Here is a 16074-nt window from a genome sequence, read left to right on the forward strand (position 1 = left end):
GACTTGGGCAAAGTGACCGAAAGCGACTCGCCCGGCCGCCGTTTCCTGCTGCAGTCGGCAGCCCTCCTCGCCTTGGCGGCCATCCCGGCGCTGGTTGATTCCGGAGCCATCGCGGAAGCCGCGCGGCTGTTCCCCAGGGCCTCCGGACCGCACCCTTACTTTGTACCGGAACATGGCCGGCTGCTGTATCTGCGCGCGCCACTCGCGGCGCTCAGTTCTTTCCTGCTGTGTCTCGCACCCGGCCTCTTCCTGGCATTCGCGGCCGGCGCCGCGCCCCGGTTGGACCGCTGGATTCTCTCGGGCTTCGGGCTGAGCCTGGCCGTGGTGAGCCTGTGCGCGGGCCTCGTCCAGTCCGGAATGAGCCACCCGCTGGCGGGGATGGGCTTCTTCGCGCTTCTGGCCGGGCTTTCCACCGTCTCGTTTGGAATCGCCTGGCTGCGCGCAGGCCGCAGGTCATTGGTTCCGGAGTGGACCAGGGGTGACCTCGAGGCGGTGCTGCTCTCCGTGGTCGTGTTGTGGTGCCTGATGGCCGCACTGGTGCCCAAGATTTACTGGGAAGCCTTCCATCCGGACGGGCATCAGGTGCTAGAAACCAGCCGCCGCCTGCTGTTTCACGCCTTGCCGTTCTGGCCGCCGGAATCGGGCGACGCCAGCTTCCCGGGCTTCACCACGATGCTGTTCGCCTTCCCTGGCTCGTGGTTCATACGCCTCTTCGGAGACAGCGAGGCTGCGGCTCGCGTGCCCCTGTTCTTCTATCTGATGGTGCTGTTCTTCGGAGTTCTGGCCGCCGTGGCGCGGCGGGTTGGACGGCCCGGTCAAATCCTCATCTGGCTGGCGCTGATCATCTATCTGGTGGTCTCCGGTTACAGCATCACCTACAACCCCTATCACGCCGATCTCGCTTCACCCGCGACCCAGGACACGCTGTTTGTGATCTGTTTCCTTGGCTTCGCGCTCTCCTTCTGCCAGCGCGCGTACGGCTGGATCGTGCTGTGGACCGTGGCGCTGTATATCTGTTGGCCGACCGGCGTGATGCTCGCTGCGCTCTGGTGCGCCGCGACCCTGGCCGCATGGAAGCAGCGGCCCAAGCGGCAGGTGCTGGCGACGCTGGCCGCGCTTGCTGCCTGCATGGCCGTCGCGCGCCTTCTTAACCATTTTCTGCCGATGATCGGAATGGCTCGGCCCGGCGGTGAACACGGCTGGTCTGCCCTGCTGGAAGAGCGTCTGAACATCTATCAGATTGGGGCCATGCTGCGCCTGCGCTTCGTGTGGGATGCGCTCTTTCTGAAACGCTGGTTGTGGGTGGCCCTGCCGGCCGGCATCCTTCCCTTTGGTGCACTGGCGCTGTGGCGCAGGCAGGACGAGTTCAGCCGCGCAATTACGCTGACCACGCTGGGCTACTTCCTGTTCTTCTATACCCAGGCGCTGGTGCACGTGCACTACTTCGTACCCGCGATGCTGCTGCCCCTGGTGGTCTACTGGCGGATGGAGCCTGTTGGAGAGTTGGACCGGCGCCGCTTCCACCTGGCCACGGCCGCCGCCGGTTGCCTGGCGCTCGCGCTCTCCTGGCCCGCCAATCCCAATGTCTTCCTGGCGACACGCGCCATCGGCTCCACCATCGAGAGCCGCATCGCCGGCTACGACCGGCAGGAACCTCGGGCATTCAAGGGGTTCCAATTGATGATCCACGCCATACCGGACGGCTGGGAGGAGGGGGTTCCGGACCGCCGCTTCGGGGTGCTGCCTTCTGTTTGGGCCTACTACGCGCACCGCAGCCGTTTGGAACATATCCCGGTCAACTACATCCTGATCGACAGGCAGGCCGTTCCGCCGCAGGGCGCCAGCCTGATAGCCCAGGATGAGGAGACTGCCCTGTATGTCCTCGATCTCCAGGTGATGGAGTCGCAGCGCGCGCTGCGCTTGCCGGATAGGGCGGGCAACTGGGTTTATCAGGCGCCTCGCTGGACCATGCTGAAGAAGCACCAGCCGCTGTCGGAGACCCTGGCTGAGATTCGAAGACGACTGGGCTTATAGACGAAGAAGGCCGCCCACCCCGGGAGGCAGGCGGCCGTTGCAACGGATAGCAGATGGATTGTCAGCCCTTGTGGAGCCGCTTGCGCAGCAGCCCAAGGCCCACCAACCCGGCGCCGAACAGCACGAAGCTGGAAGGCTCCGGCACGTTGGACGGTTGGGTGTTTGTGTTGATATTGAAGCTGTTGCCGAGATCAAGCACGTCACCGTAGTCCATCCCCTCAACCGTGAATCCAAATTGGAAATAGGAAGGATCCCCCCAAGTGGACAGATCCTGAGTGGAAAAGGTAAGCGGCACGGTGACGCTGCCGAGGTCCTGTGTGACGCTGCCCGAGATCCCGAAAGAGCCCGAGCCATACATCGCATAGGCCCAATACGAAATGGTGAACTGGCCCCCATCCGCAGTCGCACCGTAAGGGTTGGTGTACCAATCGTTGGAAAGGAGACCATCGATGTCGAGGCTGAAAAATCCAGGATTGCCAATTCCATATAGATTTGCCTGCACCGTGATTGGCCCGCACGGGCCCTCGCCCCAGCAGGACAGGCTCATGTTCGACATCTCGTACGAAGATGCACCGGTCTGAAGGATGGACGGGCCTGACAGGTTGAACGGCTGGATGGACCAGTTTCCGGGCAGGAAATCCAACGGGCCAGACTGGTCTTGACTGGAGCCAATGGTGGTCACCGTTACATTCGTTGAGATCCCAGCGGCAGTCGAAGGGCCAACTATGACCATGAACGCAAGTACGGCCATCAGGCCGTAGTAATACATTAAAGACGATATACGGACCTTTTTGTCCGATTTCATTGAGTTTCTCCTCCTCAAACCTAGACAGTGAACGAAGGATACATCCAGGTGAACGTTGCGTCAAGAGTTTCGTGTAACGAGCCTGACAGTCGATGACCTCGACTACGGCGCTAAAACCAGGAAGAATTTATCCTGATAGACCGGTTTCCAGCCCGCGTCCCGCAGCGCCTTGGCGATGGGCGCGCGGGGATAGACCAGTGCGTGCGTGAAGTGGTACCGATCGAAGACCGGACGCCAGCCCGGCCGCGTATCCCAGATCTGCATCACCTGGCTGAAGAGGGCCGCGCCATAAAAGTCTGAACGCGAATCCAGGAAGATCTGCTTCCGGCCGTTGAAGATGTAGGTCAGATAGCCTGCGTGGACGTCGGCGGAGTAGATGCGTGCGTCGTCGGGCAACTGGGCCAGATACTTCCACGCGCCCACGGGGTACCTGACGGGATTCCACCCGATGCGCTGCTGATTGACCGGATCGCGGCCCCACGCGAACAGGTAGAGCACCAGCAGGGCGCCGGGCAGGATGCCTTTGAAGGACAGATCGAACTGCTGCACCTCCTCTGAGAGGCCCAGGAACCATTTGGCCCAGCCGGACTTTGAGAATTCCTGCCGGATCCAATGCGTCATCGACGCGGTGAAGAGGGGCACCCCAACCAAGCCAAGCATCGGGATGCCGCGGATCACGCGCAGGGCCGTCAGAAGGATGACCAGCCCGATCAGCATCCATTCCAGCCGGCGGACGCGGATGGAGAGTAGACAGCCGACCGCGGTCAGCGCCACGGCGAAGGCCAGTTGTCCCGCCTCGACCCGGAACAGGTCCGGTTGCAGCCACTCGCCCACCCCCTTCACGGCTTCGGGATGCAGCAGGAAGTCGACGATATGCAGGTGCAGTTGGATCCCGTAGGGATTGATCAGGCTACCCGCGGCCGCACATAGTGTGGCGAGGCCGTACCACTGGGCCCGTTGCCGGCACTCCTGGCGGTTGGCGTCCTTCCAGATCCAGGGTTTGACGAGCGAGGCGGCGCAATAGGCTGCGGCGAACTGAATCCCCAGGGGGAAGCTGGCGTGGAGGTTGGCCCAAAGCGAGAAGAGGCTCACCCAGAGGAGCACCTGCGGGATACGGAACCGGCTTCCGCCGCGCTCGAGTAGAACCAGCACGCCGAGCGTCAGTACCCAGCCGATGAGATGAGGCCGGGCAATCCAGTGGAGTTGTGTCGCGGTCACCACGGGTGCGGCCAGCAGACAGACGAGGATCGGGCTGGAGCCGAGCGTCCTCTGCAGATGGATCCACATCCAGAAGACCGCGGCGAGCACGCCCAGGTAGAAAGCGAGCAGTCCGGGCAGGCCCGCCCAGGAGTGGACCACGCTCATGATCAGTTCGGCGAGCCACTCCCACGCATGCCAGGGCCGGCCCGCGGTGACGAACGACATCCAGTCGGTACGTGGAATGGCGTGATTGCGGAGGATCCAGTCGCCCACCCGCACGTGCCAGCCGGGATCGGAGTCGGCCAGCAGCCGGTCGACGGCGTTGCCGCGCACGAGGGCATACACCACTAAAAGGATCGCGCCCACCATGCGTAGATCCGGGAGCAGCCAGGCGCTCCAGGGCTTGGCTTCCACTGCTTGTTGTTGCTGTTCGGCGGTGTGCTGCATGCGGGACCGGCTTCCAGTTAGCGTACTAAACGGGAAAGGCCGCCTGCCCGGGACAGGGCGGCGGCCTTCTCGTTTTCAGATGGAAGAGACGCTCACTCGCGTTTGTAGAGCTTGCGCCGCAATAGGCCCAGACCTACCAACCCGCCGGCAAACAGCGCCATGCTGGATGGCTCCGGCACCGAACTGGGGGTGTTCACATTGATGTTGAAGCTGTTCAGCATCGACAGGGTGTCCAGGTAGTTCATGCCGTACACCGACACGCCGAATACCATGTTGAATGGGGAACCGACGGCAGACAGATCCGGTGAGGTGAATGGCCCAACGGAGAAGGGGCCGTAATTCGCCACCAGGTTGCCGAACACCCCGACCTGCGAGTTGCCGAGATAGGTGTAGGCAAAATACGAGCCATACAGCGCGGCGCTATCGCCAAATGCGGTTTCGTTGAACCCTTGTTGCGACTCGAAAGTCCCATCGAGACTCACCGTGAACACTCCGGGATTGGTGAGGCCGCTCAGATACGCCGCAATGGTGATCTCTCCGCATCCGGCCTCGTTGTTACAGGTGATGCTGAGGTTGGACATCTTGATCTGACTCCCGCTCTGGCTGATCGTCGGTCCACTGACGAGGAACGGATCGACATTCCATTCGGAAGCCACGAAATCAAGGTTGCCGTACTGGGTCTGCCCCGAGCCATACACGCCTGAGCCGTAGACATACACATTGGCTGAGACGGCACTGGCCGCGGACGGGCCAACCAGGACCATGAACGCGAGGACGGTCATGAGTCCAAAATAGAGAAACGCGACGGGTGTATTGACCCGCTTCTTCTGTTGCATCGAGAACACTCCTCCAAACTTCGGTCGAATCAGAATACGCCTATCTGACGGTCACGTCAATGACTAACTCATGTAGAATCAATAATCCACAGAGTTAGGCATATTTAGCGGTGAAACCCGGGTTCTACCCCTACCCGTGGTGTCCCTAGAGCAGGCCGGAACGGAGTGTGGAGCTGATGACACGGAACTCAAGCGCCTGAGGGTCAATGAGTTCCGAATGGCCGGTGGCAGGCAAAGGGATGAGACGTGCATCGTCTCCGGCCTTGCGGGCGGCGGCTTCATAGCGCTTGGAGATTTCCAGCGGCACCACGTCATCTTTCATGCCGTGGATCAGGCGGGTGAACACCTTGGTGGGCACGCGCTCGATGGGTGAATAGCGCGCATAGCGTTCCGGCTGCTTCGCGGGATCGCCGCCCATCAGTTCGCCCACCACGCCGTTATTCAGCTTGAGCTCGTAAGCGCGCCGCAGGTCGGCCACCCCCGCCAGGCTGAGCACCATGCGGAGCGGAGCGGCCTTTTCCGCAGCCAGCCAGAGCGCGAGATGCCCGCCGGCGGAGTGTCCAGCGGCGCCCAGGCGCTTCGGATCGAGATTGTAGCGGGCCAGGTTCTTCGCGATGTGCGCCGCTCCGGCGCGGACGTCGTCGAAGGTCCCGGGCCAGCCGCCGCCAGCTTGTCCGATGCGCCGGTACTCCAGGCTGAAGCAGGCCACCCCTTCCTTGGCCAGGGCCTTACAGAAGTAGGCCGCGTGCTTGAGATCGTAGGCTGCGCGCCAGAAGCCACCGTGCAGGAAAATGATCGCCGGGTGCGGACCGGGTGTGCGTGGCAGGTACAGTTCACCAAACTGGTTCGGATCCGGGCCGTAAGCGATGCGCGCGTCGGCATCCGGAGCGGGTTTGGACATCTGGCTCGGCATACTGTGCGGCCTCGGGGCGGATCAGGCGGGTTTATAGAGGAGCACGGCGGCTTGCGCTTCGCCGGATTTACCTTCGCCGACAGGGCCGACTTTTTCGGCCGTCTTGAACTTCACCGACACGCGGTCGACGGGCAATTCCAGGGCGGCGGCCAGGCTCTCCCGGATGGGCTGGCGGAAGTCCTTCAGCCGCGGGCGCTGCAGGATCACGGTGGAGTCGACATTCGAGATGGTGTAGCCCAATTCCCGCGCCAGGGCGACCGCGTGACGGAGGAAGACCAGCGAGTCGCAGCCCTTCCAGCGCGGATCGGTGTCCGGGAAATGCATGCCGATATCGCCCAGCGCCAAAGCACCCAGCAGCGCGTCGGTGATCGCGTGCGAGAGCACATCGGCGTCGGAGTGGCCGTCGAGGCCAAATTCGCAGGGAACGGTGATGCCGCCCAGGATCAGCGGCCGTCCCACGGCAATGCGATGGTTATCCCAACCCAGGCCTGTGCGGATGTCCATCAGCCCTGAACCTTCCGCTTCTCCTCGGCCAGGAACAGGCGCGCCAGTTCGATGTCCGAGGGCCGGGTGATCTTGATATTGCGGTCGCTACCCGGGACCACGGTCACCTCGACGCTCTCCAGCCGCTCGACCAGGCTGGATTCGTCAGTGCCGACAAACTGGTCTTCGCGCGCTTTCCGGAAAGCTTCCCGCAGAAGTCCGGCGCGAAAGACCTGGGGCGTCTGGGCCAGCACCAGGCGGTCGCGGTTGAGAGTGCCACGTACCACGTGCCGCTGGACCTGCTTCACGGTATCCACGGGCACGATGCCGACGATCGCCGCCCCGGTCTCGGCGGCCTGCTGGATCACCTGCACGATGGTGTCAGAGTCGATGAACGGGCGGACCGCATCGTGGACAGCGATGATGTCGACATCGGGATCCAGCGCCGCCAGGGCGTTTTCGACGGAGTTTTGCCGGGTATCTCCGCCTTCCACGCAGCGTACGGGTTTGGCGAAGGTCTCCTGGCTGAGCAACTCCGCTGCGAGTTCGAGATCGGCCCCGCGCAGCGCTATCAGGACTTCCGTCACCAGCGGGCAGGCGACGAACTTGCGCACCGTATGCAGCAGAATCGGCGCGCCTTCCAGCGACATGAACTGCTTCTTGTTGGTGCCCGTATGTTCGGCGGACTGGCTCTTCATGCGAGTGCCGAGTCCGGCGGCGGGTAGAATCACGGAGACTTTCATCTTGTCTGGCTCTTGGTCGTTTCGATCTCAAATGGCGGCCACGAGGCTGGCCGGTTCAGGGTTGCGGATGAGCGGGGAGGGCCGACTTCTCCTGACCCGACTCACTGGCACGGCCGCGGTCCGATGGCATGCTCTTCTCGTGTACGTGGTGCACCCTCTCATCGAAGCGGCCAAAGATCATCTTGCCGGCCTGCGTCTGCAGGACGCTGGTGACCGAAATGTCGATGGTCTTCGAGATCAGGCGTTTGGCGTTGTCCACCACCACCATCGTACCGTCATCCAGATAGGCGACGCCCTGGTTGTACTCCTTGCCTTCCTTGAGGATGAACACGCGCATGATCTCGCCTGGCAGGACGATGGGTTTGAGGGCATTCGCCAGCTCATTGATGTTGAGCACCTCAACTCCATGCAGTTGAGCCACTTTGTTGAGGTTGAAGTCGTTGGTGATGATCTTGCAGTCGTAAATCTTGCCAAGTTCGATCAGTTTCAGGTCGACTTCGCGGATGTGCGGAAAATCGTCTTCCAGAAGTTGAACATTCAGATTGGCCATCTTCTGGACACGCTGCAGGACGTCCAGGCCACGGCGGCCGCGGTTGCGCTTCATGGAGTCGGCGGAATCCGCCACCAACTGGAGTTCCCGCAGGACGAACTGCGGAACGACGAGCGTCCCATCGAGGAAGCCGGTTTCGGCGATATCGGCGATGCGGCCGTCAATGATCACGCTGGTATCGAGGATCTTAAAGGATTGCTTTTGAGCCTTCTCGCCGCCGAAGAGACCGCCCAGGGCCGACAGGTTGAGCATGTCGCCTTTGGTCGCGCCGACGATGAGGCCTACATATGACATCAGCAGCAGGATAAGTAGTTGAAGGAACGGAACAGTTCCTTTGCTGCCAGGGAGGGCCCAGGCAATGATAAGGGAAACGAGGAATGCGCCGACGATGCCCAGGACTGAGCCGACGGCCGCTCCGATCAACCGTTTCAGACTAACCTGCTTAAGCCGCACCTCAAAGAGAACAATCAGGATCCCTAAGATAATGCCGACACCTGCGGCGAATGGAGAGGTTAGACCAAAGGGTTGAAGGAACCAGGCCGCGGCTGTCAGGATGAGCACGAACAGCGCCCTGATCAGCAACAAGTCATTCACCGGATTCTCCTCAACTCAGACTGAATTTGAGCATGGGAATCCGTTCATGACAGAGCGGACCCCCATCGCGGAATGAGTATACCACCAGCCCACCCCGGAGATTGGGACGACGGCTTGGGGAGGGGATGACAGGACTAGGTCAGAAAACAGAACGGGCGTGCCAGACCAGCCGGCACGCCCGTTCGTGTTTGAGTTAAGAACTTTAAGTTTAGAGAGCCTTTGCCAACTCTTCGGCAAAAGCACTCTGCGGACCATTCGGGCGGCGATGCTTCTTGCCACCGCGGCGATTCCGGTCACGCTCGCCACCAGGGGCCGGAGCGGAAGCGGAAGGAGCGGGAGCAGAAGAAGCAGCGGTATGCCCGACGGGCCCACCGGGACGCACAGCGCCCTTGGGACGCGGCGGTTGAGCGGGATTTGCCCGCAGAAGGCGGTCTTCAAGAGGCGCACGATCGAAACGCCGGATGATTGAATTCATCTCTTCGTCGTTCGGCGCTTCAATGAACGCAAAGCCCTTGGATTCCTGAGTCTCCGGATTACGGATGACTTTCACGGAATCGGCCACCAGATTGTCCGCTGTCAGCCACGCCTTGATGTCATCGGCAGTGACCCACACCGGAAGGTTACCGAGAAAAACGGTCGAACTCATCGAGTTGGGAAGTTAGCTCCGTCGGGGATTGGGACTGGTTCGAGAGGAAGTGCAGTCCATGAGGCACTTACATGTTATCACGCGCAAATATGGGCGGCAACGCGCGCCGCCCATTTTTTTGAAACGATTTGAGGGGATGTGGCGTCCTGGGCCAATTGGCCTAGTCGCCAGGCTGCACGGTGACCGCCAGGCGAACGGCGGGATGGCTCCGCAACTCGTCCAGCACGGCTTCTCCGGGCGCGGAGTCGACTTCGACCAGCGCCACGGCGATCAATGGCTCGCCAGGGGCCGTCGGCTTGTCCTGGCGGCCCAGCGAGAAGTTGGCGATGTTCACCGAGTTGCGGCCCAAAACCGTGCCCACATGCCCAATCACGCCGGGTACGTCGGTGTTGCGCATGTAGATGAGCTGGCCGGCCAGCGTGCTCTCCACCCGGATCCCATCCACCGATAGCAGACGTGGTTTGTCGAGGATGATGCTGCCGGAGACGGAGGTGACGCCCTGGTCGGTGTCGATCTCCACCAGCACGGAGTCTTCGCCGATGGAGCGCGGCTGGTGCGATTCGCTCACCGTCAGGTTGCGCTGTGCCGCCACCTGCATCGAATTGACGAGGTTCACGCGGTTCGACAGCCCGCGGCTGAGCACCCCGGCCAGGGCGGCGTTGCGCACCAGGTTGGTGTTCATCTCCGCGATGCGGCCAAAGTAGGTCACCCGGACACCCTTGGGGTGGCCCGAGGAGACATACGCCGCGAACTTGCCCAGGCGCTCGGCCAGGGTGATGGAGGTTCCAATGGCCTGATATTGCTCCGGCGTGACGGCGGGCATGTTCACCGCGTTGATCGCCACCCCGTTCTGGAGATACTCGACCAGCTGTTCGACGATGCGGATTCCGACGATCTCCTGCGCCTCCTCAGTGGAGCCGGCGATGTGCGGAGTGGCGATCAGGTTGTCGCACTGCAGCAGCGGGTGATCGGCGGGCAGCGGCTCCGGCTCGAACACGTCGAGCCCGGCGCCGGCCACCTTCTTCGAGACCAGAGCCTCGCAGAGGGCGGCCTGGTCAACCAGTTCGCCGCGCGCGCAGTTGATGATGCGAACACCATCCTTCATGCGGGCGATGGTGGAGGCGTTGATCATGCCCCGGGTTTCCGGGGTCACGGCCAGGTGCAGGCTGATGTAGTCAGAGCTGGAGAGCAGGTCGTCCAGGCTCACCAGTTCCACACCCAGGTGGGCCGCGGTGGCGGGATTCACATACGGATCGGAGGCGATGATGCGCATCTCGAAGCCGCGCGCGCGCCGCACCACTTCCTGCCCGATGTTCCCCAGGCCGACCACGCCCAGGGTCTTGCCCCGCAGCTCGTTGCCCAGGAACTTCTTCTTCTCCCACTTGCCGGCGCGGGTGGACGCGGTGGCCTCGGGCACCATGCGCGCCAGGCCCAGCATCATGGCCAGGGTGTGTTCGGCCACCGAAACGGCATTGCCGCCCGGCGTGTTCATGACGAGGACGCCGGCGGCGGTGGCGGCCGGCAGGTCCACATTATCGACTCCGACACCGGCTCGCGCGACAACACGCAGCTTCGGCGCCTTCGCCAGGGTGTCGCCCTTCACCTTGACGGCGCTGCGCACCAGTAGTGCGTCGCAATCAGCCAGGTGGGGCTCGTATTCCTTCGGATTTGAGACGACGATGTCCCAACCGGACTGCTTCTGGAGCAGGGCAATCGCCGCGGGCGACAGGGGTTCAGCGACGAGAATCTTCATCGGCTACTTCACCGCCGCTACTTCTTTGGCGGACACTGCTTCGGCATAGACGCGCTGGACGGCAGCCACGCCCTTGCCGAACTCAACCGGAATCCCCTTCGAGTGCAGGATGATTTCGAGCTCGGCGACCATGGCGAACAGGTCGGGGAAGTCGAAGTAACCCAGGTGCGCAATGCGGAAGATCTGGCCCTTCATCGTGCCCTGGCCGTTGGCGATGACTGAGCCGAACTGGTTGCGGAAGCCCTTGACGATGTCGCTGGAATCCATCCCCTTGGGGGCCTTAATGGCTGTCACGGAGGAGGAGGGCGCGTCGGGGGCGAACAGTTCGAGCCCCAGTTCCAGGGCGGCGGCGCGGGTGGCCTTGGCCAGCAACTGGGCGTTTTCGACCAGCTTGTCCATGCCGAGTTCCTTGATGTACTTCAGCGCTTCGGCCAGCGCCAGGATGTGGCTGACGTTCGGAGTCCAGGCGCTTTCGCCCTTATCCGCCATCTTCTTCTCCTTCTTGAGGTCGAAGTAGAGGCGGGGCAGTTTGGCGGACGCGCTTTGGGCCCACGCCTTGGCGCTGACACTGATGAACGCCAGGCCGGGCGGGATCATGAACGCCTTCTGCGAACCGCCCACCACGATGTCGAGGCCCCAGCCGTCGATGTCGAGCGGCATGGTGCCGAGGCCGGTGATGGCGTCGACGATGCACAGCGCGCCGGTCTTCTTGGTGATCTCACCGATTGCTTTGACGTCGTGCGCGGCGCCGGTGGAGGTTTCTGAAGCCTGGAAGAGGACGCCCTTGGTGTCGGGATTCTCTGCCAGGGCTGCTTCCACGGCGGCCGGAGAGACTACGGAGCCGTATTCCGCCATCAGGACGACCGCGTTGAGGTGGAAGGCTTTGGCCAGCTCCACCCAGCGTTCGCCGAACTTGCCGGCGCAGCAGATGACGACCTTGTCGCCTTCGCTGAAGAAGTTGGTAATGGATGCTTCGAGGGCGCCCGTGCCCGAGGACACGGTGATGAGAACATCGCCCTGGGTCCCGAAGACTTCCTTCAAATCACGCAGCACGGTGGGGTACAGCTTGATGAAGTCCTGGGTACGATGGTGAATGTCGGACGCCATCATAGCGTGCAAAGCGCGCGGCAACAAGGGCGTCGGGCCTGGCGTCAGGAGTCGCTGTTTCTTGATATACATGGCTGTGGGAAAATAAACGGGAAGTAGGACACAGGATATCAAATATGCCGCTCCTTGATCAGTTGCAGAAGGACATGGCGACCGCCATGAAAGCACGGGAGGAAGCCCGGCTGAGCGCGATCCGGATGGTGAAGGCGGCCCTGATGAAGGAGAAGGTCGACTCCATGAAGGAGCTCGACGAGGCCGCTGAAATGAAGGTTTTGAACTCCCTCATCAAGCAGCGGCGCGACTCCGCGGAGATGTACCGCAAGGGCGGACGCCCCGAGCAGGCGGAGAAGGAAGAGACGGAACTGCGGCTGATCGAGAGCTACATGCCGGCGGGCGCCACGGAAGAAGAGGTGGATGCCGCCGTCGCCGCCGCCATCGCGGAAACCGGCGCCACTACCCCGAAACAGATGGGGCAAGTGATGACGGCCGCCAAAGCAAAGCTGGCGGGCAAACGCGTGGACGGCAAGCTGATGAGCGACAGGATCCGCGCCAAACTCAGCTGAGCCGCATCACCCAACGCGACACTTTAACCCAAAAAGAGCCCGGCGCGAATAGGCCGCACCGGGCTTTTCGGAGTAACACACACGAGGGGCCCGGCAGTCGGGCGAATCTTCTAAACCGGCAGCTTAGTTGTAGAACGCGGCGTTGGAATCCGCGAAGGCAGCCAGTTCGGCCGGCAGTTCTTCCAGGACGTAAATCGAGGTGGTGGGGCAGACGGGCACGCAAGCGCCGCAGTCGATGCACTCGCCCGGATTCACGAACAGGTGGGCCGCTTCCTCGTAGCCCGGCTCGTCGGGCGTCGGATGGATGCAGTTCACGGGGCAGGCGTCGATGCAGTGATTGTCTTTCGTGCAGGTATCGGTGATCACATATGCCATAAGAGTAGGGGCTCCGTTTATACGTTATGCAAGCGGCATGCCATTCCCACCCGACCTGGAAACTGCACGAGTTCAAACACTTAGCGCTTGCCCCACCCCTCCGCCACTTGGGGCAAATCACGCACTAGCGGGAACTCGCCCTAAACCAGTATCATGATCTCCGGTTCAGGGAGTTTACACCCGAATGGCTAACCCGCATAACCAACACAAGCCTTTTGTCCCACCGGACATGAAAATGGCGGAGTTCACGCTCCGCGCAGTCCTCTTAGGTCTCGTCATGACCGTCATCCTCGGCGCCGCCAATGCCTACCTGGGTTTGCGCGCCGGCCAGACCATTGCCGCCACGTACCCAGCGGCCGTGATCGGCATGGCGGTTTTGCGCCTCTTCAAGGGTTCCATCCTGGAAGAGAACATCGCCCGTACCGTCGGCAGCATCGGCGAATCCGTCGCCGCCGGCGCCATTTTTACGATTCCCGCATTCGTCATCGTCAAGGCTTGGACCCGGTTCGACTCCGTGGAAGCCTACTGGCAGTCCAGTGTTCTCATGCTGGTAGGCGGCACGCTCGGCATTCTGTTCGTCACGCTGCTGCGGCGCGTGATGGTGGAAGATCCCGAACTGCCCTACCCAGAGTCCTCGGCCGCGGCTGAGATCCACAAGGCCGGCCAGCGCGGCTCAGACGCCGCCGCCACCTTGTTCCAGTCGATGGGGATCGGCGGCTTCATCTACCTGCTGGGTGAATTGAAGCTCTTCTCCGCCAGCAAGGACTTCCTGCTGCACGTCGGCGAGATTGGCAAGAGCACCGTGAAGCTCGGCGCCGACCGAATTCTCAACGTCGGCGGCATCTCCAAGTTCTCCCTGCCCGCCGTCAGCCCGGCCTACCTCGGTGTCGGCTACATCATCGGACCCCGCCTGGGCGCCCTGAACTTCGCCGGCGGCCTGCTGGCCTGGGGCCTGATGGTCCCCCTGTTGGCCTACTTCCTGGGCCCCGAGATCTCGAAGACACTACCGGCCGGCTCGGGCATCGAAGCCTGGGATGCCATCTCGAACCAGATCTGGCGCAACATCGTCCGCCCCATCGCCGTAGGCGGCATGCTGGTGGGCGCCAGCTACACGATGTTCAAGATGCGCAAAGCGCTCGCCAGCGGCATTGGACGCGCCGTAGCCGACCTCAAAAAGGCCGGCGGGCAGAGTGAAGCGCAGGACCGTACACAGGTTGACCTCAACTTCCGGACCGTCTTCCTGGGCCTGGGCGCCACCTTCGCCGCCATGATCGCGCTCTACAACTTCTTCTCCGGCTCAATTCTCGCGGCCGTGGTCGCCGCGGTTGTCATGATCGTCCTGGGCTTCTTCTTCGCCGCAGTCTCCGGCAACCTGGTGGGCATCATCGGCTCGTCGAACAACCCCATCAGCGGCCTGACCCTCTCGACGCTGATCATCGCCGCCCTGATGATGGTCGCGATCGGCGTGAAGGGCATTACGGGCGTAGCGGCCGTGCTGGGCGTCGCCGCCGTGGTTTGCGTCTCGTCGGCGGTCGCCGGCGAAATGCTGCAGGATCTCAAGGTCGGCCATATCCTGGGCGGCACTCCGCGCTCGATGCAGATTGGCGACTTCATCGGAGTCGCCGTGGCCAGCCTGGTGCTCTACTTCCCGCTGCTGCTGCTGCACATGGGCAACATCAAGGAGGGCGGCATCGGCTTTGGCGACGCGAAGCTTTCGGCTCCGCAGGCCGGCCTGATGGCCATGCTCAGCCAGGGCATCGTGGGCGGCGACATGGCCTGGCCGCTGGTCGTGGTGGGCATCTGCATGGGCCTGGCGCTGATCCTGCTGCAGGTGAAGAGCCCCATGCTCTTCAGCGTCGGCATGTACCTGCCGCTGGAAACCACCTTCGCCATCTTTACCGGCGGCGTCATCCGCTGGCTGATGGACCAGGCGCGCGACAAGAAGGGCTTCAACGACGCCCAGAAGGCACGCGTCGAGAACGCCTCGGTGCTGATCGCTTCCGGCCTCATCGCCGGAGAGGCGCTGATGGGCCTGGTCAAGGCCGGCTTCAACATCGCCGACAAGCCGCTGGCCACGCTGTTCAGCTTCTTCAACGATCCGCCCACGGTGGCGGGCCTCATCGTGCTGGTGCTGCTCTCCCTGCTCATGATCCGCTGGCCGCTCACCAAGGCCGGCGACCCCAATGAGCCCGCGCCGCCCACGGCGATCATGTAGCATCAACTGTTATGAATCTCATGCGCGACATCCGAGCCTTTCCAGTGGAAAAAGGCTCGGTCGCGCTGTGGTGGTTAGGCCAGAACAGCTTCCTCTTCAAAAGCCCGGAAGGCACGCTCGCCGGGGTCGATCTCTACCTCACCGACTCCTGCGCCGCCCTGGGCCACGCCGCCGGCATCAACCTCTCGCGCGCTGTCCCCATCCTGATCCAGCCCGAAGAGCTGGATATCGACCTCTTCACCTGCACGCACAATCACCAGGACCACACCGATCCCGAGACCATCCGCAACCTGCGCAACAAAGACGTCTTCACGTTCCTGGGGCCGCACCCCAGTTGCGACGTCTTCCGCCAGGAGGGGGTGGAATCCGGCCGCATCCAGGCCGCCTGGCCGCAGTGCGAATTCGAATTCAAGGATCTGCAGCTGCGCGGTACGTTCGCCCTGCCTACAGACGCCACAGACTTGAACCACATGGGCTTCCTGCTGCAATTCGGCCGCGGCCCGAAGATTTACATCACGGGCGACACCGATTACACCGAACTGCTGCACGAGGCAGCCGCGCACGAACCCGACCTGCTGATTACCTGTATCAACGGCGGATTCAACAACCTGTCCTTCTGGGAGGCCGCACAACTGGCAGAAGCTGTAAAACCGAAGGCCGCCGTGCCTTGCCACTACGACATGTTCCCCGACAACTCGGTCAATCCGCGCATGTTTGAGGCCGCGATGAAGCTCAAGTGCCCCGATGTGCGGTACGCCCAGCCGGAACACGGAAAACCCTTTGTTTTTGAGATCGGGTAATCGCCCGAGC

Annotated in this window: 15 protein-coding genes; 4 read left to right on the top strand and 11 right to left on the bottom strand. The window is 62.4% G+C overall.

All coding sequences use genetic code 11. The annotated features are described in order from the left end of the window. Positions 1–3: 3 nt before the first annotated feature. Positions 4–2034, top strand: a complete 2031-nt coding sequence (locus tag ACR9Y2_RS03375; RefSeq protein WP_435039638.1) for a hypothetical protein — start codon at positions 4–6, stop codon at positions 2032–2034. Positions 2035–2095: 61 nt separating this feature from the next. Here the strand turns inward: ACR9Y2_RS03375 and ACR9Y2_RS03380 are convergent, their stop codons facing one another. From ACR9Y2_RS03380 to ACR9Y2_RS03425, 10 genes are all read right to left on the bottom strand, one after another. Beyond that, entirely contained in the window at positions 2096–2839 is a 744-nt protein-coding gene (locus ACR9Y2_RS03380) for a PEP-CTERM sorting domain-containing protein (RefSeq protein WP_435039639.1), read from the bottom strand. A gap of 102 nt (positions 2840–2941) precedes the next feature. Then, on the bottom strand, positions 2942–4486 hold the full coding sequence (locus tag ACR9Y2_RS03385; protein ID WP_435039640.1) for a hypothetical protein: 1545 nt from the start codon (positions 4484–4486) through the stop codon (positions 2942–2944). Between the two features lie 92 nt (positions 4487–4578). After that, positions 4579–5322 carry a PEP-CTERM sorting domain-containing protein gene (locus tag ACR9Y2_RS03390; RefSeq protein ID WP_435039641.1) on the bottom strand — a complete coding sequence of 248 codons (744 nt, stop codon included), beginning with the start codon at positions 5320–5322 and terminating at the stop codon, positions 4579–4581. Between the two features lie 145 nt (positions 5323–5467). Further along, entirely contained in the window at positions 5468–6223 is a 756-nt protein-coding gene (locus tag ACR9Y2_RS03395; RefSeq protein WP_435039643.1) for an alpha/beta hydrolase family protein, read from the bottom strand. A gap of 33 nt (positions 6224–6256) precedes the next feature. Beyond that, positions 6257–6739 carry a 2-C-methyl-D-erythritol 2,4-cyclodiphosphate synthase gene (ispF, locus tag ACR9Y2_RS03400; RefSeq protein ID WP_435039644.1) on the bottom strand — a complete coding sequence of 161 codons (483 nt, stop codon included), beginning with the start codon at positions 6737–6739 and terminating at the stop codon, positions 6257–6259. Continuing rightward, positions 6739–7461, bottom strand: a complete 723-nt coding sequence (ispD, locus tag ACR9Y2_RS03405) for a 2-C-methyl-D-erythritol 4-phosphate cytidylyltransferase (protein WP_435039645.1) — start codon at positions 7459–7461, stop codon at positions 6739–6741. The genes ispF and ispD overlap by 1 nt, the downstream gene beginning before the upstream one ends. Positions 7462–7516: 55 nt before the next feature. Continuing rightward, positions 7517–8605, bottom strand: a complete 1089-nt coding sequence (locus tag ACR9Y2_RS03410; RefSeq protein WP_194447039.1) for a PIN/TRAM domain-containing protein — start codon at positions 8603–8605, stop codon at positions 7517–7519. Between the two features lie 208 nt (positions 8606–8813). Continuing rightward, positions 8814–9251 (bottom strand): RNA recognition motif domain-containing protein, encoded by a 438-nt coding sequence (locus ACR9Y2_RS03415; RefSeq protein WP_435039646.1) that lies wholly within the window; start codon positions 9249–9251, stop codon positions 8814–8816. A 160-nt stretch (positions 9252–9411) separates the two neighbouring features. After that, complete coding sequence (gene serA, locus ACR9Y2_RS03420; protein ID WP_435039648.1) at positions 9412–11004, bottom strand: phosphoglycerate dehydrogenase; 1593 nt, start codon at positions 11002–11004, stop codon at positions 9412–9414. 3 nt (positions 11005–11007) lie between these two features. Beyond that, positions 11008–12183, bottom strand: coding sequence for a pyridoxal-phosphate-dependent aminotransferase family protein (locus ACR9Y2_RS03425; RefSeq protein ID WP_435039649.1), 1176 nt, complete (start codon positions 12181–12183; stop codon positions 11008–11010). Between the two features lie 44 nt (positions 12184–12227). Here ACR9Y2_RS03425 and ACR9Y2_RS03430 point away from each other — a divergent pair, with 44 nt between their 5' ends. Continuing rightward, on the top strand, positions 12228–12674 hold the full coding sequence (locus ACR9Y2_RS03430; RefSeq protein ID WP_435039651.1) for a GatB/YqeY domain-containing protein: 447 nt from the start codon (positions 12228–12230) through the stop codon (positions 12672–12674). Positions 12675–12797: 123 nt separating this feature from the next. Here the strand turns inward: ACR9Y2_RS03430 and ACR9Y2_RS03435 are convergent, their stop codons facing one another. Continuing rightward, entirely contained in the window at positions 12798–13049 is a 252-nt protein-coding gene (locus ACR9Y2_RS03435; RefSeq protein ID WP_194447043.1) for a 4Fe-4S dicluster domain-containing protein, read from the bottom strand. A 184-nt stretch (positions 13050–13233) separates the two neighbouring features. On the opposite strand from ACR9Y2_RS03435, the gene ACR9Y2_RS03440 reads away from it, so the two are divergent. Both ACR9Y2_RS03440 and ACR9Y2_RS03445 read left to right on the top strand, forming a co-directional pair. Continuing rightward, positions 13234–15264 (top strand): OPT family oligopeptide transporter, encoded by a 2031-nt coding sequence (locus tag ACR9Y2_RS03440; protein ID WP_435039652.1) that lies wholly within the window; start codon positions 13234–13236, stop codon positions 15262–15264. An 11-nt stretch (positions 15265–15275) separates the two neighbouring features. After that, positions 15276–16064, top strand: coding sequence for an MBL fold metallo-hydrolase (locus ACR9Y2_RS03445; RefSeq protein ID WP_435039653.1), 789 nt, complete (start codon positions 15276–15278; stop codon positions 16062–16064). The last annotated feature ends 10 nt before the right edge of the window (positions 16065–16074 follow it).

The organism is Paludibaculum fermentans (assembly GCF_051172195.1).
Classification (GTDB): Bacteria; Acidobacteriota; Terriglobia; order Bryobacterales; family Bryobacteraceae; genus Paludibaculum; species Paludibaculum fermentans_A.

Excerpts from the sequence above, each read along its gene's own strand:
- ispD (WP_435039645.1), bottom strand. The coding sequence starts at position 7,461 with ATGAAAGTCTCCGTGATTCTACCCGCCGCCGGACTCGGCACTCGCATG.
- ACR9Y2_RS03445 (WP_435039653.1), top strand. The coding sequence starts at position 15,276 with ATGAATCTCATGCGCGACATCCGAGCCTTTCCAGTGGAAAAAGGCTCG.
- ACR9Y2_RS03430 (WP_435039651.1), top strand. The coding sequence starts at position 12,228 with ATGCCGCTCCTTGATCAGTTGCAGAAGGACATGGCGACCGCCATGAAA.
- ACR9Y2_RS03435 (WP_194447043.1), bottom strand. The coding sequence starts at position 13,049 with ATGGCATATGTGATCACCGATACCTGCACGAAAGACAATCACTGCATC.
- ACR9Y2_RS03385 (WP_435039640.1), bottom strand. The coding sequence starts at position 4,486 with ATGCAGCACACCGCCGAACAGCAACAACAAGCAGTGGAAGCCAAGCCC.
- ispF (WP_435039644.1), bottom strand. The coding sequence starts at position 6,739 with ATGGACATCCGCACAGGCCTGGGTTGGGATAACCATCGCATTGCCGTG.
- ACR9Y2_RS03395 (WP_435039643.1), bottom strand. The coding sequence starts at position 6,223 with ATGTCCAAACCCGCTCCGGATGCCGACGCGCGCATCGCTTACGGCCCG.
- ACR9Y2_RS03440 (WP_435039652.1), top strand. The coding sequence starts at position 13,234 with ATGGCTAACCCGCATAACCAACACAAGCCTTTTGTCCCACCGGACATG.
- ACR9Y2_RS03425 (WP_435039649.1), bottom strand. The coding sequence starts at position 12,183 with ATGTATATCAAGAAACAGCGACTCCTGACGCCAGGCCCGACGCCCTTG.
- ACR9Y2_RS03415 (WP_435039646.1), bottom strand. The coding sequence starts at position 9,251 with ATGAGTTCGACCGTTTTTCTCGGTAACCTTCCGGTGTGGGTCACTGCC.
- ACR9Y2_RS03390 (WP_435039641.1), bottom strand. The coding sequence starts at position 5,322 with ATGCAACAGAAGAAGCGGGTCAATACACCCGTCGCGTTTCTCTATTTT.
- ACR9Y2_RS03380 (WP_435039639.1), bottom strand. The coding sequence starts at position 2,839 with ATGAAATCGGACAAAAAGGTCCGTATATCGTCTTTAATGTATTACTAC.
- serA (WP_435039648.1), bottom strand. The coding sequence starts at position 11,004 with ATGAAGATTCTCGTCGCTGAACCCCTGTCGCCCGCGGCGATTGCCCTG.